At 59.5% G+C, this 21,454-nt stretch carries 16 protein-coding genes and 1 pseudogene; 5 read left to right on the top strand and 12 right to left on the bottom strand.

Translation table 11 applies throughout. The annotated features are described in order from the left end of the window. Positions 1-101: 101 nt before the first annotated feature. Entirely contained in the window at positions 102-560 is a 459-nt protein-coding gene (locus AOC04_RS06355) for an REP-associated tyrosine transposase (protein WP_060691659.1), read from the top strand. Between the two features lie 86 nt (positions 561-646). Here AOC04_RS06355 and AOC04_RS06350 read toward each other — a convergent pair whose 3' ends face one another. The 4 genes from AOC04_RS06350 to AOC04_RS06335 form a co-directional block, all read right to left on the bottom strand. Beyond that, entirely contained in the window at positions 647-2,260 is a 1,614-nt protein-coding gene (locus AOC04_RS06350) for a DUF1302 domain-containing protein (protein WP_060691658.1), read from the bottom strand. A 93-nt stretch (positions 2,261-2,353) separates the two neighbouring features. Then, a complete protein-coding gene (locus tag AOC04_RS06345; protein ID WP_060691657.1) occupies positions 2,354-3,736 on the bottom strand; it encodes a DUF1329 domain-containing protein in 1,383 nt (460 codons plus the stop codon). A 123-nt stretch (positions 3,737-3,859) separates the two neighbouring features. Next, positions 3,860-6,244 (bottom strand): efflux RND transporter permease subunit, encoded by a 2,385-nt coding sequence (locus AOC04_RS06340; protein WP_060691656.1) that lies wholly within the window; start codon positions 6,242-6,244, stop codon positions 3,860-3,862. A 578-nt stretch (positions 6,245-6,822) separates the two neighbouring features. Continuing rightward, positions 6,823-7,293 carry a hypothetical protein gene (locus tag AOC04_RS06335; protein ID WP_060696887.1) on the bottom strand — a complete coding sequence of 157 codons (471 nt, stop codon included), beginning with the start codon at positions 7,291-7,293 and terminating at the stop codon, positions 6,823-6,825. A 465-nt stretch (positions 7,294-7,758) separates the two neighbouring features. Here AOC04_RS06335 and AOC04_RS06330 point away from each other — a divergent pair, with 465 nt between their 5' ends. Continuing rightward, positions 7,759-7,989, top strand: a complete 231-nt coding sequence (locus AOC04_RS06330) for a hypothetical protein (protein WP_060691655.1) — start codon at positions 7,759-7,761, stop codon at positions 7,987-7,989. A 20-nt stretch (positions 7,990-8,009) separates the two neighbouring features. Here the strand turns inward: AOC04_RS06330 and AOC04_RS06325 are convergent, their stop codons facing one another. From AOC04_RS06325 to AOC04_RS06315, 3 genes are all read right to left on the bottom strand, one after another. Then, positions 8,010-8,228, bottom strand: a complete 219-nt coding sequence (locus AOC04_RS06325) for a hypothetical protein (protein WP_060691654.1) — start codon at positions 8,226-8,228, stop codon at positions 8,010-8,012. 124 nt (positions 8,229-8,352) lie between these two features. Continuing rightward, positions 8,353-9,696, bottom strand: coding sequence for a phospholipase effector Tle1 domain-containing protein (locus AOC04_RS06320; RefSeq protein WP_060691653.1), 1,344 nt, complete (start codon positions 9,694-9,696; stop codon positions 8,353-8,355). A 183-nt stretch (positions 9,697-9,879) separates the two neighbouring features. Further along, the gene (locus AOC04_RS06315; RefSeq protein ID WP_003446412.1) at positions 9,880-10,284 is read right to left on the bottom strand and encodes a TraR/DksA family transcriptional regulator; all 405 of its coding nucleotides are present in this window, start codon (positions 10,282-10,284) and stop codon (positions 9,880-9,882) included. 458 nt (positions 10,285-10,742) lie between these two features. Here AOC04_RS06315 and AOC04_RS06310 point away from each other — a divergent pair, with 458 nt between their 5' ends. Both AOC04_RS06310 and AOC04_RS06305 read left to right on the top strand, forming a co-directional pair. Further along, positions 10,743-15,812, top strand: coding sequence for an RHS repeat domain-containing protein (locus AOC04_RS06310; RefSeq protein WP_060691652.1), 5,070 nt, complete (start codon positions 10,743-10,745; stop codon positions 15,810-15,812). A gap of 137 nt (positions 15,813-15,949) precedes the next feature. Continuing rightward, the gene (locus AOC04_RS06305) at positions 15,950-16,606 is read left to right on the top strand and encodes an alanyl-tRNA editing protein (RefSeq protein WP_060691651.1); all 657 of its coding nucleotides are present in this window, start codon (positions 15,950-15,952) and stop codon (positions 16,604-16,606) included. Here AOC04_RS06305 and AOC04_RS06300 read toward each other — a convergent pair whose 3' ends face one another. From AOC04_RS06300 to soxR, 3 genes are all read right to left on the bottom strand, one after another. Continuing rightward, a complete protein-coding gene (locus tag AOC04_RS06300; RefSeq protein ID WP_237178895.1) occupies positions 16,607-17,071 on the bottom strand; it encodes a GNAT family N-acetyltransferase in 465 nt (154 codons plus the stop codon). It lies immediately after the preceding gene. A gap of 25 nt (positions 17,072-17,096) precedes the next feature. Beyond that, positions 17,097-17,531: a GNAT family N-acetyltransferase gene (locus AOC04_RS06295; protein WP_060691649.1), complete on the bottom strand. Its 435-nt coding sequence runs from the start codon at positions 17,529-17,531 to the stop codon at positions 17,097-17,099. Between the two features lie 88 nt (positions 17,532-17,619). Beyond that, complete coding sequence (gene soxR, locus AOC04_RS06290) at positions 17,620-18,084, bottom strand: redox-sensitive transcriptional activator SoxR (protein WP_060691648.1); 465 nt, start codon at positions 18,082-18,084, stop codon at positions 17,620-17,622. Between the two features lie 113 nt (positions 18,085-18,197). On the opposite strand from soxR, the gene AOC04_RS06285 reads away from it, so the two are divergent. Further along, complete coding sequence (locus tag AOC04_RS06285; RefSeq protein WP_060691647.1) at positions 18,198-19,667, top strand: MFS transporter; 1,470 nt, start codon at positions 18,198-18,200, stop codon at positions 19,665-19,667. Here AOC04_RS06285 and AOC04_RS06280 read toward each other — a convergent pair. Beyond that, positions 19,648-20,145 (bottom strand): annotated as a pseudogene (locus AOC04_RS06280) (class I SAM-dependent methyltransferase); the annotation flags it as partial. The gene AOC04_RS06285 and the pseudogene AOC04_RS06280 sit on opposite strands and share 20 nt — an antisense overlap. A gap of 20 nt (positions 20,146-20,165) precedes the next feature. After that, positions 20,166-21,377 (bottom strand): YeeE/YedE family protein, encoded by a 1,212-nt coding sequence (locus tag AOC04_RS06275; protein WP_060691646.1) that lies wholly within the window; start codon positions 21,375-21,377, stop codon positions 20,166-20,168. Positions 21,378-21,454: the final 77 nt, after the last annotated feature.

Raw genomic sequence — 21,454 nt, 5'->3', positions numbered from 1 at the left:
GCCGGCGATGCATCAAGCCATGAAATATTTGGTCCAGAGACTCTCGGTAGTCGCTTGCCTCAGAAACTAGTCTTTGCAGCTCTGACTTATGAGTAGAGCTCATGACCCAACTACCTGCTTCCAGCCGCTTAAGACGCGGCCGATTTTCCCAGGCCAATGGCATCCACCTGTTGACCGCCAATACGCTGGATCGGGAACCTCTGTTCTCTGACTGGCGCGTTGGCAGGTTAGTGGTTGCTCAATTTCGTCATGAGCACACACAAGGTTCGGTCAATTCACTCGCATGGGTTGTAATGCCCGATCATTTTCATTGGCTGGTAGAGCTGCAAAGCGCTTCACTTGATAAGGTCATGGGGCGCACCAAGTCATTGAGTGCTCGTGCCATCAATCGCATGACAGACAGAACCGGCAGGCGCTGGCAAAAAGGGTTTCACGATCATGCATTGCGTCGCGAAGAAGATCTGAAAAATCTGGCGCGCTATGTGGTGGCCAATCCTTTACGGGCAGGCCTGGTGAATCGGGTAGGGGATTACCCTTTGTGGGATGCTGTCTGGCTTTGAAACCTTATCGCCGGCAAGCCGGCTCCCACAATGACAGTGCTGCTTCTGACCTTGTGGGAGCCGGCTTGCCGGCGATGAAGCCAGAACTAAAACGTGTACTTGCCGTTAAACGACACGTAATCCCTGTCTGCCATGGTCCGGCCCTGGGCCAGGTCTGCCGAGCTCAGGTAGGCCACGTAGGTCAGCCCCAGCTGGAAGTTGCCCAGGTATTTGAAATCCCCGCCCAGGGTCAGGCGCTTTTCTGCACGGCCCAAACCGGAGTAGGCGCTGCCATCTATGTTTTGGGTCCAGGTGGCTTTAGTGGTCAGGTCCCAGCCATTGAATACGTTCGGATGATCAAAGTACGCGCCAATCCCCAGCAGGCTGGAGCCACGGGTCTGGCCGTCATACACGTATTTGTTGAATGTACCGTCGGTGCCCGCCCCGCCACCGGTGATGGTCAGGTCATCAACCCCCTGAATCCGCTGGTGCACCACTTCGGTCATGAGGGTGGTTTGCTGCGCCATGAAGGTCGGGCCGATTATGTACACCGCGTTGAGGTTGCCTTGCCACAGTTGCCCCCGGGCCGGTGCGCCATTGCTCAGGTACACCGCCGCACCGTCGCGGTAGCTCAGGTCGCCGGCAAACTGTACCGAGTCCCCCGCTTTGGTGGTGAAGCTGATGCCCGTCAGCTTGATGTTGTCGAAGTAGCCAAGCTGGTAACTCGGACCGTTGCCACTGCCCCCGACTTTATTCAGTGAGGAGTAATGGGTCTGCCCGGTAAAGTCGAAAAACAGGGACGGTACGCGGTCATGGTAGCGATAGTGGAACAAGCCGATTTCGGTGTTTTGCGTAATCCGGTAGCGGGTGCCGATGCCCCACTCGCCGCTGTCGCCCGGCTTGACCGAACCGCCGTAGCCCACCGCTGCCGAATCGGGCAGGGTGCTGACGATACCGGGGGCCAGGCGATAGAACTCGGCACCAGGACCAAAGGTGTCACTGCCAAAATAATCACCCACCGGATTGAGCTGGGTCTCTTCCCATTTGTATTGGTAGAAACCCAGCAAGGCCAGGTCTTCATTGATCGACCACGAGCCCGATACCTGCCCTACAGGCAAGTAGGCGTCCTTGGCTTCGGTCCCCGGGACGTTGAATTTGGTCGCGTCTACGGGAGCCTGGCCCTGGCTGATGTTGGGCCAGAACAGGCTCTCACCCCATGCCACCAGGTGCCGCCCGGCCTTGAGAGACACGTATTGATCGTCGTTGACGGTGAAGTCGCCATAGACATAGGCGTCCAGCAGACGGGCCTTGCTGCCGCTGAGTTTGCGGGTGTCCCGGCTGAAGTCGTTGTAGCGCCCGGTTTTGTTGACCGTGTCCGGCGAGTCGTTGTCATTGCGCTGGTGGTACACCTCGTCATAGAAGTGGCTGCCACGCATTACGGCACCGAGGTTGTCGTGCTTGAGCATCAACTCGCCAAACACGCTGACCCGGTTGTTGATCAACGAGCCGCGTTTGAAGTTGCGGGTGGCATCGTCGTTGTTGATGCTGTTGAGGTATTCGTGATCGGGCTTTTCTGTGCGCATGGAGGCGGTGTAGTTGACCGTCAGCGATGAGTCGAGGGTGGTGTTTTCACCCAGATCAATGGTCGGCGCCGCTGCCGCCAGGGTGCTCAACCCCGACAGTAAACCGGTACCCACAAAACGCGTGTAGTGCTTCAGCATGCCGTGCTCCTTGTTTCTTATTGTTGTGCATCACCCGCCCGCCTGCCCACCGGCAAGCCTGTGGCAGACGGGTAAAGTCAGGGGGTCAAGGGGTTATTTGCCAGCCCGGCGCGCCGCCTCGGGGCCGAAGTCGCCCGGGGCAAAGCCGCCCTTGTTCAGCACATAGCCGTTGCGCTGCTCATTGATCAGGTTGAAGGCTAGGTAACTGCCAGCATTGAGGTCGTGGTACAGGCCTACGCCTGCCTGCCAGGTCTGGGTTTCCGGGGCGTAGAAGTAATTGACCATCGAGGTGCGCCACAACTCGCCACGGTTGTCGTAGTTGTCACCCATGATCGGGAACCAGCTGTCTTCGTCGATGTACATCGTGCGTTTGCCGTACAGGTGACGGTTGCCTGGCTTGAGCACGCCTTCGAGGATCCATACCCGGTGCAGTTCGTAACGCATGTCGTCAGGGTTGATGTGGCCCGGCGTCAGCAGGTCGGCGTACTTGAGATTACTGGCGTGCAAACGCGCAGTGTTGTACGGGATGTACAGCTCTTTTTTGCCAACGATATTCCAGTTATAGCGCTGGGCCGAACCGTTGAAGATCCGCACTTCATCGACCGTGATCGAACCGCCGGAGCCGGGGAATGCCATGTCAAAACCGTAGCCGGGCGACTGCCGCACGCGACGGGTGCCCGGGTCGTAGCGCCAGCTTTGGCGCGGCTCGGTCTTGTCGTTCCAGTATTCGGTACCGGTGTTGATTTCGCCCTTGTCGCGCTGCGGCAACAGGGTTTCGTTGAGGTAGAACGAAGAGTTGCCGGCGGTATCACCGATCTTGCCCGGCTCCAGCCCCGGCGCCAGATTGCGCGAGTGCACGCGGCCCCAGTTGATATTGCCGTCCTTGAGCACATAGGCGTTGTCCGAGGTGTATTCCTCGGTCCAGGCACGCACTGTGAACAACGAGGCATTTTTCAGCAGTTCAATGCCGTTCTGCGGGATCGGGAATGCCACCCCGCCGGTTCGCGCCACCACGCCTTCGCCATCATCCACCAGCTTGGCGACCGCGGCGTTTTCCAGGGTGGCCTTGCACACCGTGTCGGAAAAACGGAAGTCGCGGTGCGAGGGGTAAATGGGCATGCGGAAGGTTTGCGGGTAGAGCTTGAACAGGGCTTTCTGGCCCTCGGACAGGTGTGCTGCGTACTGGCTCAGGTTCTGCGCCGTGATCACGAACAACGGCTTTTCGTTGGGGTACGGGTCTATCGGGTGTTTTCCGGTGCCTTCGAATTTCATGCCGGGTGCCGCGCCCAGCCACTGGCCGCCAAATGCCGGGATAGTGCCCTCGGCATTGCCCGCCTGCTGGGCGCCGACACAGGTCAGATCCTTGCCCAGCCGGGCGATCTGGTCGGCGGGTGCCTGGGCCAGGAGCGGCCCGCTGTAACTGTGCAAAACCAGAGCGACTGACAGCCAGCCGCCCACCTGAGTGAGTCGTCGCATGGGGGGATCTCCTTGTTATTAGACGTTCATGCCGATCTGCAGGAGCGAGCTTGCTCGCGATAGCATCACCGCGCACTACAGTAAAAACTGGGTTTAACGCATCGCGGGCAAGCCCGCTCCCACCTAAAGCCGGTTAACCTGCGCAGTGCTGAAATTGCCGGTTTCACACACCTGCCGCTGTCTGTTCACCAGCGGCTTGCCCAAGTCGAACCACGCGGCCAGCGCCGGGAGCAGGAAGATCGCGCCCAGTACGTTGACCAGAAACATGAAGGCCAGGAGCACACCCATGTCGGCCTGGAACTTGAGGGGCGCAAACACCCAGGTGCAAACCCCCAGAGACATGGTGATGGCGGTAAATACGGCCGCCGTACCGCGCTGGCACATGGCGCGGTAGAAGGCTTCGCGCAGGTCTTGCCCGGCCTGCATCTCGTGCTCGATGCGCTCGTAGAGGTAGATCCCGTAATCCACGCCCACCCCCACCCCCAGCGCCATGACCGGCAAGGTCGCAACCTTGAGGCCAATGCCCAGCATCGCCATCAGGGCATTGCACAGCACCGCTACAATCGCCAGCGGCACCAGAATGCACAGCACGGCGCGCAATGAACGGAAGGTCAGCAGGCAGAACAGCGCCACGGAGAAGAACAGCGCCGCCAGCATCACCACCTCGGCCTGCTTGACCGCTTCATTGGAAGCGGCCATCACACCGATGTTGCCGCCCGCCAGGTGGAACGTCACACCCGGTACCTGGATCGCGCCAATGATGCGCTTGGCCTCCCTCAACACCTGAGCCACGGTGGCGCCTTCGTGGTCGGTCAGAAACACCAGAATCTGCATTTTCTGGCAGCTGTCAGTTACCAGCCCCGAATCCGGCGAATAGGCATAGGCGCCCTGCTGCAAGCCCTGGGCGGAACCCGGGATCGCTGCCCAGCGCGGGTTGCCTTCGTTGTTGCCGGCAATCACTTGCTTGCTCATGCCGGCCACGCTTTGCACCGATTGCACACCGGGCACTTCCCGCATCTTGAAGTCGAAGGTTTCGACAGCACGCATGACCGCCGGGTCGAGGCAGGCTTCGCTACGCCCGCCGATGGTCAAAAATACCGAGAGCACATCCAGCCCGATGGAATAGTTGCCGATGATTTTCTGGTTGTCCTGGTTGTAGCGCGAGTCGGCCCGCAGTTCCGGGGCCCCGGAGCCGATGTCACCGATCTGCAGTTCGCGGGCCTTGTACGCCCCCGCTGCCAGCAACAGCAGGCTGATGGCAAACACCCACAGTGCCGGGCCCGGGGTGGCCAGGGCCGATAGCCGCCACCATAGCGGGTGGCGTCGGGTCGATTGCTGTGTCCGGGCGCCGAGCAGATGCGGCTCGAGTTGCAGGTGGGCGATGATCAGCGGCAGCATGATTTTGTTGGTGATGATCATCAGCATCACGCCGATGCACGCAGTGATGCCCAGTTCGTGAACGATGGGAATATCGATCAGCATGATTACCCCGAAGCCCAGGGCATTCATCAGCAGTGCCAGGGCGCCGGGGATGAATATCTTGCTGAAGGCGGCCTTGGCCGCACTCACCGAATCGCTGCCCGCCAGCACTTCCTGCTTCCAGGCATTGGTCATTTGCACCGCATGGGATACGCCAATCGAGAAGATCAGAAACGGCACCAGAATCGACATCGGGTCGATACCAAGGCCCAGTAAGGGCAGCAACCCCAGGAGCCAGATGACCGGCAACAAGGCCACGAACAGCGCGACCAGGGTCAGGCGCAACGACCGTGAATAGACCCACAGCAGTAAACCGGTGATCAGGAATGCGACGGCGAAAAAGCCCATCACCGTATTCAGCCCCTCGACCACATCGCCCACCAGCTTGGCGAAACCGACGATGTTGATTTCGATGTCGGCATTACTGTATTTGGCGCGAATGTCTTCGAGGTGCCGGGCGATTTGTACATAGCTCACCGGCTGCCCGGTTTTGGGATCAATGTCTTGCAGATCGGCGCGCACCATCGCCGATTTCAGGTCATTGGCCAGCAATCGGCCGATCTGCCCGGAGCGGGCGGCATTGCTGCGAACTTGCTGCAGGTCTTCAGGCGTCGCCGCATATTGCGGCGGCACCACCAGGTCGCCGACGTAGCCTTCTTCGGTGATTTCGATATAGCGCACATTGGGTGTGAACAGCGAAGTCACGCTGGGGCGGCTGACGCCGGAGATGTAGAACACGTCGTCCGTGACCTGCTGCAAAGTCTGCAGGAACTCAGGGTTGTAGATATCGCCTTCGCCCTTCCAGTGCACGCTCACCAGCAGCCGGTTGGCCCCGGTGAAAATCCGGCTGAAGTCCAGGAAGTTGAGCATGTAGGCATGTCGCACGGGGATCTGTTTGTTAAACCCCGGATCCAGCCTGACATGGGTGGCGCTGTACCCCAGGCCGAGGGTAATCAGCAGGAAAAAACCGAGCAGGCATTTACGGCGCGCCATTAACCGGTCGGCACATCGATTCACAAAACGCTGCATGGGAGGAGTTTTATGAGCGTCGGCCATTTCGACCTCGCACAGCTAATGAAAAGACGATGGCGCTCATGCTCACGATCCCTCGCACATTTTTATTATTTTTCTGGTTGCGGCCGGTTTATCAGCCCCTCTTGAGTGGGATCGATCATCAAGCTGGCCCGGGACCCGGACATCGTCCATAAGGCCTAGGCTATTTGAGGGAGGGACTGGGTAGTGGCTGACGAGGCACGGGGCTGCGATCGAGTGCGCAGCAGTCGAAAAAGGGGTTACAGGTTTTGCGAGCTGCGCTCGAAAGCAGCCTCGTTTCACTCGTCAGCTGCTACAGATGTAGCAGTCGCCGCAGGCTACGTCCGGTTGCGAAGCAATCGTAATGCGCAGGGCCGCAGCGGACGGACGCAGCAACGTGCGGCGCATCTAAACGATGAGGGGGCGCCAGGTTTTGCGAGCTGCGCTCGAACGCAGCCTCGTTTCACTCGTCAGCTGCTACAGATGTAGCAGTTGCCGCAGGCTACGTCCGGTTGCGAAGCAATCGTAATGCGCAGGGACGCAGCAGCGGGCGGCGTATTTGTCAGCGACGCGTGTCACTCTTTGCTGGCCTTGAAGGTCAATTCGCCCTTGGGCCATTTGGCGGCTTTGGCGGTCACGGCCTTGAGTGTTTTGCTCAAACCTTCGGTAAGTTGCTCTTTGGCGGCAAAGATCAACATGACGGTCTGGCCTTCCTTGAATACCACCCCTTCACCCAGTGGTGAGGCAACATAGGCGTATTCACCGATACCGTAGATGGTCATCTTGATGTCGCGAAATTTTATTTCGAACTTGCCACCTTCGCGGCTGGGCAACACTGCAGCGCGAAAATGATCACCTACCTTGAGTTCCAGGCCCGGCTTGTCATCTACCACCAGCGCTGTTTCAGTATCAATTTCAGCGATGTAAATACCTTCAGCATTTTGCTCGGTGACGTATACAAAGCGTGAATGGAACAGCTTGACCAAGCGGGCCCGCAAGTCACCCAGAACAAACAACGCGTGCATTTCCAAATTACTGACTGCCAACGCAAAACCCTCGAAAACCTGAAATGAAACTGACCGGGGCAAACCACCGGCAGCAGAAAAAAAGACCAGAGCTACTTGATTAAAAACAAAGTACGACAAGTGCTCCTGACTGCTCGAGTCAGGAGTGGCATGTAACATTCAGACTGATAGACCCCGCCATGATTAACCCGGCGAACAGGCACTACAGATTGAAGCAGCGCCTGTATCAGCTAAAGCTGGCTGAAAAATATAGCCGGGGGCGCCATTCTAACGGGTCATACGCGAAGTTGGGTATAGACATCCTCTTGTCTGTTCAGCAATCAATGCATTTTCTGCCCGATTGAGTCCCTGCTGGACAGGGCTTTCGTCGCATGGATGAGTTAACTGCGCCACGCACAGTCAACTGCTGCCATACTCGCGTAAAAATCGACCTGGCCCATGCCGCCCGGTTATGCAGGCTCCATTACCTCCAAGGGAAAGCGACACGTGACGGAATTTGATATTGGCGAATTTTTTATCCGCGGTGAGTCCAAAGACGTTGACGGCGAATTTCAGGCAGTGATCATCATGCGGGCCAAACCACCGCTAACAACAGTCACCTACCATCAGGTCGAGAAGGATCGTTGGTTCAAGACAGCCGAACAGGCCGCAGATGCCGCCAGGCAATCGGCAAAAGAATTAAAAGCCGCAGTGGACGCTGGCGCCCTCAATTCCTAGATCCAACACTTTGTATTGCATCAAGCGCGCTGAGCATGCCCCGCATTGCACTCATGGCTTGTGCCCAGCTGCGCCAGCCATGCAGCGCGGCACTCTTCGGCTTCCGGGCGATTGGAAAAAGCCGTACCGCGCTGCTCGCCATTGACCAGCACCACCCAGCAGACCTTCTGCCCCGTTTCTCGCAAGCCCTTGGGAACACCGCTGCCGATCATTACGGCAACATCAACCTGATTAGGCATGATGATTTCTCCAGCAATTAGTTAGCAACCTAACGATGTTGCCTATGGTAGTGGCAAATACCCATCGGAAAAAGCTATGTACGGCATAGATCAATTGCATAAACCGTAACAATCTCTGTTTTGCCTACGCGTAATCCGGGGCTTTCTGATCGTAGACCGAGCGTCCGCCTTCCTGGGGAATGTTGAAAAAAGCCCTTTGCACCGCTGCCTCACCCGCCCCCACACCCGCATTCCAGTTAGCAGACCGGTGGATGTAACGCTGGCGTAATAAGCGCTCTTCGTCGGCTGTGAGCTGGACAGCTCCCTGGCGCACCTGCTCCGCAAGCCTGGCCATGATCGCCAGCAACTCATCAGGCAGTTCGGCCTGTTCACCGGGCAATGCCCTGAAAGGAACACCGTGCTCACAAGCCAGAGCATGCATGATCCGCAAGTACACCCGTGCCAGACGGCCATCTATCCTGCGCTGCATAAACACCGCAGCCTGCACCCGCTTCATCGGGTCCTCGCGCGAGCCTTCATTGCGCTCAACAGTGCGTAGCCGCAGAAAATCATCCGGAGCCAGAGGGTCAATCAAGTCCTCGGCCTGGCAGGCCAGTAACTGAGCCTGGGTCAACTTCCAGGCCCGGGTCTGTTCAATGGCAGTGGACGGCGGCACCAGATTGCTCTGCCAGCGGGTCAAAAAAACCTGTTCCTGCATATCCAGCGGATAACCGCCGCCAACGTCGGCATGCGCCCCTGGTACCGCAACATCCATGGGCCATTGCGGGGCGATACGGGTCAACGAAAAATTACGCCGTTGTTCATCCCGTGCGCTCAGCTGGACGACCTGCTGCGCACAATCCGGGCTCAGGTACAGGTTGAGTCCGGGGTTAACGTCATCGCCGACATCGCCCCAATCCTCCAGCCCGCCCATTGCGGCGACGGTGTCGAACAAACCGATAAAGTGGATGGCACACTCAAAATCGGCGGCTAATGCCAGTTGCGTTTTTAATCCGTCGGCGTTGAACAGGTTTACAAAATGGCGGGCCGCCGCAGCGCCACGACTGAACCCAAACAGATCCAGCTGCAGGCGGTTCAGGGTCTGCGGTGCCAGCAGCGCTACAAAATGCTTCAAGCATTCGGTCAGCTGCGCCAGAGCCTGTTCGGCCTTGCCCAGCACCCCAGTTTTGCCACGACCATAGGTCTGCCCCGGAAACGGAGTATCGGGCCAGCCGGTAGTGGTGCCGATGCCACCGATGTACAGCGAGGTCACTGCGCAGCCTGCGGGATCAAACCCGGACTGCGCCGGGTAGCACTGGAGCAGCCTGGCAATATTGGTCGGTACACCGGCATAGCTGCTGCCGGCATCAATCATCAGCCCCTGTTCCTGGCGCTGCTGTCCCTGCAGGCTATTGAACTGGTTATTGGCCGTGCCATCAAAAAAGATACCGACCCGCAACACTCGTCCTGCGTTGCTTGTATTGCTCATCAATCCTGTCCTCGATTATTTCGGCTGCGCGCAAAAATGCCGCGCCAAATATAAGTAGACGCAACAAGCCCGACCAGCTCAATGCTCACAGGATGTTGGGGGGGGATTTACAACAAAAAGATGCAGAGCGAACGCCTGCATCCTGCAACAGCCGCGTGGCGCGGCTGCTGCAAGGCCAAACAATCAGGCCTGACGCTGATGCTTGTCGATTTGCTCATGACGCTCTTGAGCTTCGATGCAGTACTTGGTGGTAGGGCTGATCAGCAGGCGCTTAAGGCCGATTGCCTCGCCACTGTCATCACACCAGCCGAAGCTGTCATCTTTGATGCGTTCCAGCGCTTGTTCCAGCTGAGGCAGCATACGCTGATCGCGATCGATAGAGTTCACCAGCCAGGTACGCTCTTCTTCAACCGAAGCGGCGTCCGCAGGGTCGGCCGGAGTGTCCAGGCTTTCGATGGCGATGCGGTTCTGCTCAATACGCTCGTGGGTTTCAACCTTCATGTTTTGCAACAGCTCGCTGAAAAAAGCATGTTGCTCGGCATTCATGTAGTCATCCGCCGGCATGGCCAGCAACTTATCCTTTGTCATTGATTTCTCTATAAAAAATACGTGCATTAAGGCGAATTAGGGAGCGTCCTGACCGTTCTTCATCCCAACCAGTTAGGTGCTATCTATTTCAAGCGCCACCCGGCACTCAATTTACGAGGGGCGGCAGTCTAAGGCCGACTTATCGAGTCAGCAACTGAAATGACAGCTATTTGTCCAGCAAAACATGGAAAACGACGAAAAACGTGTCACGCAGGGGCTAATGGAGTGCGTTTATAGCAAGAAATTCAATTGTCGCGCTGAAAATGACAACAACCAGCGCGGTGCGCTTACCGGTCCGAGCCATTCGATGGCCGCCGCAATACTCCCAGACAGCACCTGCCCTGCCCTGCCGACGTGGCTTTTTGTGCCGGCGCCCCTTACAGCCCGTGCTCATTGTTCGCCTCAACTGCGCGCTCCTATTTTGCTATTCCGTTCCAGCCAACCAGGGAATAGCCATCATGACCAATCCAACTGACCACACCCCCGACACCCGATCCGCCGCCAGCCTGTTCAGTACTGGCGACGTTTATTCCGGTGCCTACAACTTCATGAGCAGCATCAGTGCCGGGGTCGACCCACGCACCGGTTCATTCTCGGCCTCGGTGAGCCTGCCCACCGGCGCCGCCAACGATCTGCGCGGGCCGATCAGCCAGCTGCGTCTGGGTTACAGCCCCTTGATGACCGAGGATCAGGGTTTTGGCCTGGGCTGGATGCTCGGCACCACGTCCTGGGACGGCGCCAGTCAGCAGTTGCAGCTCAATTCCGGCGAGCGTTTTCGCGGCGAGATTGTTGGCCAGGGCATGCGCTTCCCGGACGTTCGCTTGCCGGTGGTGACGGTTACGGTTCAGCGCCAGGAGATGTGGGTGCGGCATAACGACGGCACCTGTGAGCGCCTGATTCCATTGGCCGGGCATCCGAGCCTGTGGGTGGTCAGCACCCTGGTGGGAGCCGATGGCAGTGCCCTGAGTTTTGACTGGCGCTCGATCGGCAACGCGGCTTATTTGCAGCAAGTCAGCGATGCCCAGGGCCGTACACTGGTGGCACTTGCCTACGAAGGCCAGCTTACCCATCTGACTCTGCAACCCGACACTCCCTCACAGATGGTGATGACTTTTCAGCGCATCTCCGGGCAGTTGCGCCGGGTGACGGTGGACGGATTGCCCAATAACGGCTGGCAGTTTGACTACAGCACCGCGAGCTCGGGCTTGTTGTTGCTGAGCAAATGCACCCAGCCCACCGGCAGTACCGAGGAAGTGACCTACAGCGAGGCCAACGGCCTGGCGTTGCCGCCGGGCGCGCCGTTCCCACGGATGCCGGTGGTCAGTCAGACCCGCAAGGATCCGGGTGACGGCCAGCCGGTGCAGCTGGTTCGTTATGACTACGGCCTTTATGGCTCCAACAATTACTTCGGCTGGCCGGCGGTGCGCCAGTGGCGCAACCGTGAGGACAATCTTTACCACCTGACAGGGGGTGGCGATTTCCTTTATGGCTCTACCGAAACTCTGATGGATGCCCGGGGTACTGTTTTGCAAACGGTATCCCGCACCTTTAACCGTTTCCATCTGCTGACCCGCGAACGCACGTTACAGGGCCAGACCTTGCAGGAAACCGAGACCACCTATTACGACGAGCCCTGGCTGCCCATTGCCCGGCAACTGCCTTACTTCCAGTTCCCGCACAAGGTGATTACCCGCAAGGCGCGGCTGGACGGGCAGCGGGTGCTGCGTGAACTGAGCACTGAAGAAGAAACCCGTTACGACGACTTGGGCAACCCGGTGTGGCACCGCAATGCATTGGGTGGCATTGAAGCGTCGGAGTATTACCCGGTCAGTGGTGAGACCGACAACTGCCCGGCCGATCCGTTGGGCAGGATTACCCGTCTGAAAAGTCGCACAGTGAGTCCGCCACCCGGCACCGAGGGTCCGGTGAAGCAGACTCAATATCGCTATCAATCATTGCCAGTACGTCAGGATGCGCCCGAGTTTGCACTGCCGACCTTTATCCAGAGCAGCGAGGAGAAACTGTTGCTGGTGGAGGGCGAAAAACGTACCGAGCTGGGCCGTTCCAGCCAGACCTTTATCGTCGATCCAGCATCGCCCCACCACGGTCGCATGCTCAGTGAAACTCAGACCGTGCAGGGTAAAAGCACCACCCGCTCCTACAGCTACCAGCTCAACCAAGCCCGCAATGCACGGTCGCTTGAGCATGCGGTGCTTCAGGAAAACGTCACCTTCACCGGCCACGACGGGCATGAATCCAGCTCCCAATCCTCGCAGGATATTTACTCGGGCCTGATGGTCACCGAGCAGACCGATGAGCAAATGCGCATCGCCTTTGCCCACGATGCCCTGGGCCGTGTAGTACAAGAGGTCGCCGCCCCGGATTCGGCGTTCGAGGCCGAGGTCAATTGGGCCTATTCGTTGTCAGCAAGCGAGCGTTGCCAGAGCCGAATAGGCGCTTCGGGGCGTAAGGAAACGGTCTGGCTAGATGGTATGGGCCGGGAAATTCGTCGAGAAAAACAGACCGACAGCGGTGAGACTTATACCGCCTGGACTGGCGAATATGACGTGTTGGGCCGGGTATTTCGGGAGACCAGCTACGACCCCGGTAACGAAGACACTCCGGCCCTGAGCCTGAGCACCGAACGTACCTTTGACGACTGGGGCAATGTGCTAACGGAAACCGGAGCTGATGGGGTGACGCAACACACTCAAGCCGACCCTGTGGCACTGACCGGCACCCGTTGGCAGACCGACGCCAATGGCGTGGACGGGGCCAAAACCGTGACGACCCACACCCTCGATGGCAAGCCGCTGACCGAGCAGTTGTACAGCGCCGACGGCGTGCTGCAGCATGAGCTGAGCTGGAGCTACGACGGGCTGGGTCGCTGCATCAGCCAGTCCGATGCCATGGGCCGGGAGACGCGTCAGGATTGGGATGCCCGCGATCGACTGGTGTCGACCACGCTACCCGACGGCAGCCTGATCAAGCGCACCTACGCCGAAGGCCATGACGGTGAATTACCGGCTACGGTGTCGATCACCCATCCTTCGCTAGGCAGCAATGAAGTGCTGCTGGGCGAGCGCAAATACGACGGTCTTGGCCGATTGGTGTGGGAAAAGGTCGGCCAGAGTGTGTCTGAATGGCAATACGCCGAAGGACAAATCCACGCCCATACCCAGACGCTGCCCGACGGCACCCAGGTCCAGACCGAACGTCAGCCGGAACTGGGCGGTGCGCTGCTGTCACTAGAAGCCCCCGGCATCAGCGTGTTCAACAAGTACGATCCTCTGAGTGGCCGGTTGCTGGAAGCCCAAGGCAACCTGGGCATGCAAAAAGATCACTGGTCGCCGTCAGGTTTGCTGACCAAGGCGGACTACAACTGGCAAGGCGATCAACCTCGTTCACAACAGCAAACCACCACACCAGCGGGCAAGGTCACGCGGCTGACCGATGCCGACGGCGCCGAACAGCGCTGCCAGTACGATGAATTCGGCCGTTTGAGCGTGCAGCAAGGTCCCGACGTCACCATTAGCGTCACTTACGATGCGGCCTCGCGCATCCACCAGCAGCGCACCCAGTCAAAAGACGGCGCTCGGGACATGACCGTGACCCTGAGCTACGACAACCTCGGCCGTCCCGCCCGTCGCACTACCGAAACCCACACACCGAGCGCACAACATGTAGAAGTACAGACTCAGCAATGGCGCAAAGACGGCAAGCTGACCCAGCGCGAACTGACCCGTGACGGTGTTCTGATACGTCGTGAAACCTTCGACTACGACATACGTGGCCGCATGGTCGCCCAGCGGCTCGTGGGCGAGGAGTTGCCCGAAGACGCCCACGGCCAAACCTACCGCGAACAGCACTTTGAATACGATGCGCTGGACAATGTGCGCAGTCTGGAAACGCTATTTGCCGATGCCAGCGCAAACAATGTCACCACATTTACCTACAACCCTTCTGACCTCACCCAGCTGATAAACATCAGCCACAGCCGAAGCGATTACCCGACGCCGGTAACCCTGGAGTACGACGCCCTCGGCAATCTCAAACGCGACGAGCGCGGTAATCCACTGCACTACGACACCCTGGGCCGACTCATTGGCGTCACCCTGCCTACAGGAGAACGCCGCTGGCACTACGGCCCGGCGGGCAACATCATCAAGACCGAGGATCTGCGCGGCCCCCGCTGGCGTTACCACACCAGCGGCCAGCTCAGTTGCGAGCTGGGTGAAGACACTCAAACCCGCTGGGTACGGGCAGGTGCGGTGCCGGTGGCCGAAAGCCGGCTGGCCTCAGCGGTGCGCAAAGTCATGTTGCTGGGCACCGATGCCCAGGGCTCTGTGACTACTGAGGCCGAGGACGGGATCAATACCCCGGTCTACGGCGCCTACGGCCAGAGCCAGCCCGGCGCCAGCCGCCTGGGCTACGCCGGAGCCCTGCGCGAACAAGACAGCGGCTGGTACTTCCTCGGTGATTACCGCATCTACAATCCGGCGCTGATGCGTTTTCACAGCCGTGACAGCCTCAGCCCCTTCGGTGAAGGCGGCCTCAATGGCTACGCCTACTGCGCCGGCGACCCGGTCAACCGCATCGACCCGTCGGGCCATTCGTGGCTGGACTGGTTGCTGCCGGCGGTGGGGATTGCGTTCGCGTTGGTGGGCACCGTGGCCTCATTCGGTGCATTGGCAGCGCCCACTGCGGCGCTGACTGCCAGCTATGTAACGGCAGTCACCACTGCGACATTGAGCGCGGTGTCGCTGGCCGCAGACGTCGCCTCGATAGCCTTGCTGGCCACCGGCAATGAAAACGCAGGGCGGATATTGGGCTGGGTCGGGATGGCCACAGGTCTGGCATCGGCTGCGCCGTCGATTGCCGGAGCGGCTGCCAAGGGGGTCAAGAAAGCGGGCAAGTTTGTCGGTGCCTGGCAGCAGAAGTTGCAGAACGCCGGGGGAAGAAGCCGAGGCATACCGGGACAGGCTCAACGAGTAGGATCGAGTGCCCCCATGCGCGATATGGACCTGTCCTACCTGCTGGAACAAGGACCGACCAGAGATAGTTTCTTGCCGCGTTTGTCCCGTGGTGATCTGCAAAATATAGGGCAAACCAACTCGGCTAACAGGCTTGCCGTTTATGCCAATAAGCCGATCACCCCACTGCAATTACCTCCACGAGCCACGCCTATCAGGGATGGGAGGCTTTTAGCCTGGGAGCACAACGGCATAAGGACCACCCGGGGCGGTTATCCACAAATAGAAAACCCCAATTTTGTACGCGAAGTAAGACGTATTGCATCCGGGCAACACCCGGACTTTTACCCCCATCAATTGACTCAGGCAGGAATAGATCCGAACAAGATTCAACACCTTGATCCGTTTTATTACGAAGCTCAGGAACTGCAACGGGTAGGCGGCGCAGCGCCCTTTGCTGAGAATTTGGTTGAACACCCGCTTTTCCTGGAAGACCTCTTGTGGCGTCACCGTAATCAGCTTGCCCAGCACGCAAATCTGATTCGGATGCAGTAAAAGGCGCGGAGTTTGAACGGTGCAGTACTGCGCCGTTCATCCATCCAGACCAGGTCCTGGATAGCAAGATCGTACAAGATATTTGCATGCGCATTGATTACCTTAATCCACTTTGCGGCCCAAAAGGATCATTGACCATGACGCGGAAAATATTCTGGGAAGATCCCTATCGAGTCACCCTGGACACCCTCGTCACTCGCGTAGACGGCGAGCAGGTACAGGTCGATGCGACGATTTTTTTTGCCTTCTCCGGCGGTCAGGAAAGCGATTATGGCTCACTGGCCGGATACCGGGTGCTCAAGGCCGAAAAGCGTGGCCTGGAGATCATCTACAGCCTGCCCCATGACCATCAGCTGAAAGTGAACGACAGGGTGACCTGGCAAGTTGAGTGGGCGCGCCGATACCGGCTGATGCGCCTGCACTTCGCCGCAGAAATGGTCCTGCAAATGGTTTATCAGTTGCGCCCCGGCATCGAGCGCATGGGTGCACACATCGCACAAGATAAGGCCCGGATAGATTTCGCCAGTGATCAGAGCCTCGCACCGCTGTTTTCGGATATCGAATCGGCGGCCGCACAATTGATCACCCGCGACCTGCCTGTAGTCACAGGTTTCAGCGATGTGCCGGGCCAGCGCAGGTACTGGGAAGTTGAGGGTTTCGCGAAAATGGCCTGTGGCGGTACCCATCCCAAATCAACTCGCGAGATAGGCGCAATAAAGCTCAAGCGCAAAAATACCGGTCGGGGCAAGGAGCGGATCGAGATCATGCTGGCGGATGAAGTGCCTGTCAGCTGATCACCGAACGGGCAGTGCCTTGACCATAAATACCCTGGCGAATCCATTCTCTTTAGCGCTATGGGTATGCCGGTAGCCAAGCTTTTTGTAGATTTCGATGTTCTCGGTCATCAGTTCATGGGTGTAGAGCCGTATGGCATCACACCCATTGCCCAGTGCATGGCGCTCACAGAACGCCATCAGGATTTTCCCGATACCTTTGCCTTTATGGCGAGGCAGCACGGCGATGTTGATCAGAAGCAATTCTGTGTGCTCCAGGCCCATCACCAGAACCCCCAACAGATCCGGCCCTTCTTTAAGCACGAAGGTATGGGTATCAGCCACCACCTGGCGGTAGTCCTCAAGCATGGGGCCCGGCTTTTTGCCGATCCTGCAGATCCAGGGCGCATAGGCCTGGTTGACCAGCACCGCGATGGCTTCAACATCGTCCTGACGGGCGCGACGAATGACTCTCACCCTGTGCAAGGCATGCCTCCACGGTCGGGGGCGGTCATATATTTTCATTCTCTGATCGGGTAAACGAATACCTGTCGATGTCCGACCTGAACTGCCAGCCCTGGCTTTGCCAGTATCTGGCAGCCGATTCATTGGTCTTGAACACGTCGACATGGCATTTGTGGATTGCGTGCTTCTCAAGCTCCGACAGGCAGCGCTCTACCAACTGTTTGCCGATGCCTTGCCGGCGACAGTCAGCAACCACCACCAAATGCTGCAAGTAGCCTCTGCGGCCGTCGTGCCCGCTCATGATGCAACCGCAAATGACGCCGTCGATGTGCGCAACGAAACTCATCCCGGGGTTGCGTGCCAGGTATCTGGCGGTGGCCTCGCGGGAGTCGGCATCACGCAGGGACACACCGGGGGTTCGTGTTATCAGGGCGATCACCGCAGCGTAATCGTCCAGGGTCATGACTCGGATAGTGAACATTGACCGGCCTTTCCTGATCAATTACGGGGCGCCCAGACTAGCAGAAGCAGCTTGAAAACCACGCCGCGATTTCACCCGGCGCAGACCTTCAGTCTCCCGGTGGCGCGGGGTCTTTTTCCAGCAGGACGGCTCCTGCCCCGAGCTGCTGCAAATGGTCGCCAGGATTACGCAGCGGACAATCGTCCATGGACAGGCAGCCACAGCCGATGCAGCCGTCGAGCTGGTCGCGAAGCTGGCTGAGGCTACGAATACGCTCATCCAGCATGTCCCGCCAGATTGTCGAGAGCTGCGTCCAGTCCCTGGCCGTGAGCGGCCGCCCGAATGAAAGCTGGTCCAGCGCCCCCTTGATGGTTGCCAGAGGGATACCGGCACGCTGTGCGATTTTGATGATGGCTATCCGACGAAGAATATCCCGTGAATAACGGCGCTGGTTGCCCGCGTTCCGTTGCCCATGGATCAGCCCCTTGGCCTCGTAGAAGTGCACGGTAGCGATAGTGACACCGCAGCGGCGGGCTACTTCGCCTACCGCAAGCGGCACTCGGACATCGATCATGGGTAGCGGACTCCTGTTGACCTCACCTTTACATGAGGTCTTATAAAGACTGTCGGCCTGCCTTTGCAAGCCTTCATTCGCGGCTGCGATTGACCTCTTGAAGTGGAGCTAACATGGACCCGCGTCACGTCCCGTCCGATCAACACGCGCAACCGGCAGCCACGCCGCAGACTTGTGCCGGCCCCGCCAGAACCGGCTGGGCCGCCCTGCTCTCGGGCGCCAATGGCGTGCGCTCACTGGCTCTGGCCGGCGGCGTCATCCTCCATGCGATCAATGTCTACATTGCCACCACCATTTTGCCATCCGTGGTCCAGGACATTGGCGGCATCGACTATTACGCCTGGAACACCACCCTGTTCGTCGCAGCCTCCATCCTCGGTTCGGCGCTGTCGGCCAGATTGCTCGCCCGCACCGGGCCCCGTGGCGTTTACATCAGCGCCACCCTGGTATTTGCAGCAGGCGCGTTGATCTGTGCGTTTGCCCCCTCCATGCCGGTAATGCTCGGTGGCCGTCTGATTCAGGGACTGGGGGGCGGCTTCCTGTTCGCGCTCTCCTACGCAATGATCCGTCTGGTATTCGATGAATCTCTGTGGCCGCGGGCGATGGCGCTGGTCTCGGGCATGTGGGGGGTGGCAACCCTGGTGGGCCCTGCGGTAGGCGGCATCTTCGCCGAACTCGGGGTATGGCGGGCGGCATTCTGGTCGCTGATCCCGGTGGCAGCACTGTTCGCCCTGCTCGCTGCGACCGTACTGCCCAAACGCGGTGTCAAAGCTGCCGGCTCGCCGCTTCCTCTGGCCCAATTGGTGCTCCTGACAGCAGCCGTACTCGCAGTTTCGGCCGGTAGTGTCGCGCCTGTTCTGTCGCGCAATATTCTGGGGCTTGGCGCCGCCGCCATCCTCAGCGTTCTGTTGATACGCACCGAAAGCCGCGCCCGCCACCGGCTGCTGCCGGCGGGCGCATTGCGCATCAGCACCGCGCTGGGCGCGCTTTACGCCACTATGGCATTGCTTGCGGGCGCAGTGACCAGTGGCGAAATATTCGTGCCGCTGTTCCTGCAGGTCCTGCACCATCAGTCGCCCTTGGTGGCCGGCTATCTCGCGGCGCTCATGGGGGCCGGCTGGACGCTGGGGTCAATCGCAAGTTCAGGAGCGAGCGGCAAAGGCATCCGCCGCGCGATCCTCGCCGGCCCGGCGCTTGGATTGGCCGGGATGCTGGCGCTTGCGGTGCTGATGCCTAATCAAAGTAGCGGGGACTGGCAGGCGCTCATACCCATCTGCCTGGCGCTGGTTGCCATCGGACTGGGGGTTGGCCTGGCATGGCCGCATCTGCTGACCCGGGTGTTCCAGGTCGCGCCCGCTGGCGAGCAGGACCTGGCCAGCGCGTCCATTACCACCGTGCAGTTGTTCGCGACCGCCCTCGGCGCGGCGCTGGCGGGGATGGTCGCCAACCTCGCAGGCCTCACAGATCCCGGCGGTATCGCCGGGATGATGAATGCTGCAGGCTGGCTATTCGGGGTGTTCGCGCTGGCCCCGGTCATCGGCGTTTTCACTGCCCTGCGGGTGGTCAGGTTGAGGCCGTCTTAACGGTTATCCAAGCCCCCCAGAACAGGCTGCTGAAGAAACGGGTAGCCTCGCCGAACCCGGCCTCATGCAACAGTTTTTGCACCGCAGCCTCGGAATGCGGCGGGTCCGCGCCCTGAAGGATTTTCCCGAGTTTGACCTGCACTTGATCCGGGCTCGCTCCGTGTTGCCGCCAGCGCTGCCCCCAGGCTGCAAGCAATAACGGCTGGCTGGCATAGGCATGGTGGTTGCCAGCCACAATCAGCGGCGCACCGGGTTTCAGACGAGCCTGGATGGCGTGAAGAATGCCGCGTTTGGCAGCGTCCCCGTCAAGATGGTGAAGCACACCGATCAGAGTGGCGGCGTCGTGAGTATCGTCTGGCGCCAGATCCTCGATATGCCCAAGGTACATATCGGTACTTGCCAGCAAACCGCGGGCCTCCAACTGCTGCCTCGCTGCCTCCAGCATAGGTCCGGAAGGGTCCACGGCAGTAAAGCGCCAGCACACTCACAGCAGGTGTACTAACAACCGCTCAATGCCTGCGGACGACGCTCACCGGCAAAGAAAAAAGGCCGCAGGCGCACGCCCACGCTGTTGCCGATAAACGCCGCCACCAGCCATACCCAGCCATGCAGGCTGCCCGAGGCAATACCGCTGAAGTACGCGCCTATGTTGCAGCCGTACGCCAGGCGCGAGCCGTAACCGAGCAGCAGGCCGCCGATCACCGCCGCCACCAGCGAGCGCGGCGGGATTTTCAGGCTGGGGGCGAAACGTCCGGCCAGCCCGGCGGCCAATAGCGCACCGAGCATGATGCCAATGTCCATGACGCTGGTGATGTCTTCCCACACCGGTGCGGCCAGGGCTTTGGCGTTAGCCGGGACCTGCCAGAACACCCAGCTTGCGACATCAACCCCCAGCCCGCTGGCCACCTTGGCACCCCACAGGGCGAACGCCGACGTAATGCCCCACGGCCGTCCGGCCAACGCCAAGGTCGCGTAGTTGAGCAAGGCCAGGGCAATGGCCCCCCAGACCAGCGGCCACGGCCCGCGCAGAAAACGGCGCAGCCCCGGGTGCTCGCTGGTCACGCCCTGTTCAAGCTGACCGTGACGGCCCTTCTCCAGGCGTACGGTCACCGCTGCAATGATCCCGAACACCGCCAGACTCAAGAGCAATGCCGGGATCACGCCGAAGCTTTTGACGATGGAAACCGCCGGAAACGACGGCAATGCAAACCACCAGTCAACGTGCTGAGTGGCGATCAGCGAACCGCAGATAAAGAACAACAGGGTCACCAGCATGCGCGCATTGCCGCCGCCCACGGTAAACAGGGTGCCTGACGCACATCCGCCGCCCAGTTGCATGCCAATACCGAAGATGAACGCACCGAACACCACCGAAATGCCGGCCGGCGCCACCAGCCCGACCACCGGCTGACCGAACAGGGTTCCCGCCCCCAGCGCCGGGAAGAACAGCACCACCGCCAGCGCCAGCATCACCATTTGTGCGCGTAAACCTGCGCCGCGCCGATCCGTGATGAACACCCGCCAGGCCGAGGTAAAGCCGAAGGCTGCGTGATAAAGGGTCAAGCCCAGTGCCGCGCCGACCACCAGCAACAGCACTTGGCGCGAGCCGACGCTGTTTTGCAGGAACACGGCGCCAAGCACCAGGAAGATAAAGGCCACCAGCGGCGCAAACGACTTGCGCGCGGGGGTCATAGAGAGAGAACTGCTCATGAAGAATCTCGGTTCGTTTGATTTTGATTAATTGCAAGGGCGGCGAGTATAAACCCGAGCGCAGGTCCGATCTCCGG

The sequence above is a fragment of the Pseudomonas versuta genome (assembly GCF_001294575.1).
GTDB classification, from domain to species: Bacteria; Pseudomonadota; Gammaproteobacteria; order Pseudomonadales; family Pseudomonadaceae; genus Aquipseudomonas; species Aquipseudomonas versuta.
Note: the sequence above shows the minus strand (reverse complement) of the source record. Positions and strands in the feature narration are given on the sequence as shown.

Excerpts from the sequence above, each read along its gene's own strand:
- AOC04_RS06355 (WP_060691659.1), top strand. The coding sequence starts at position 102 with ATGACCCAACTACCTGCTTCCAGCCGCTTAAGACGCGGCCGATTTTCC.
- AOC04_RS06350 (WP_060691658.1), bottom strand. The coding sequence starts at position 2,260 with ATGCTGAAGCACTACACGCGTTTTGTGGGTACCGGTTTACTGTCGGGG.
- AOC04_RS06345 (WP_060691657.1), bottom strand. The coding sequence starts at position 3,736 with ATGCGACGACTCACTCAGGTGGGCGGCTGGCTGTCAGTCGCTCTGGTT.
- AOC04_RS06340 (WP_060691656.1), bottom strand. The coding sequence starts at position 6,244 with ATGCAGCGTTTTGTGAATCGATGTGCCGACCGGTTAATGGCGCGCCGT.
- AOC04_RS06325 (WP_060691654.1), bottom strand. The coding sequence starts at position 8,228 with ATGCCTAATCAGGTTGATGTTGCCGTAATGATCGGCAGCGGTGTTCCC.
- AOC04_RS06320 (WP_060691653.1), bottom strand. The coding sequence starts at position 9,696 with ATGAGCAATACAAGCAACGCAGGACGAGTGTTGCGGGTCGGTATCTTT.
- AOC04_RS06315 (WP_003446412.1), bottom strand. The coding sequence starts at position 10,284 with ATGACAAAGGATAAGTTGCTGGCCATGCCGGCGGATGACTACATGAAT.
- AOC04_RS06310 (WP_060691652.1), top strand. The coding sequence starts at position 10,743 with ATGACCAATCCAACTGACCACACCCCCGACACCCGATCCGCCGCCAGC.
- AOC04_RS06305 (WP_060691651.1), top strand. The coding sequence starts at position 15,950 with ATGACGCGGAAAATATTCTGGGAAGATCCCTATCGAGTCACCCTGGAC.
- AOC04_RS06295 (WP_060691649.1), bottom strand. The coding sequence starts at position 17,531 with ATGTTCACTATCCGAGTCATGACCCTGGACGATTACGCTGCGGTGATC.
- soxR (WP_060691648.1), bottom strand. The coding sequence starts at position 18,084 with ATGATCGATGTCCGAGTGCCGCTTGCGGTAGGCGAAGTAGCCCGCCGC.
- AOC04_RS06285 (WP_060691647.1), top strand. The coding sequence starts at position 18,198 with ATGGACCCGCGTCACGTCCCGTCCGATCAACACGCGCAACCGGCAGCC.
- AOC04_RS06275 (WP_060691646.1), bottom strand. The coding sequence starts at position 21,377 with ATGAGCAGTTCTCTCTCTATGACCCCCGCGCGCAAGTCGTTTGCGCCG.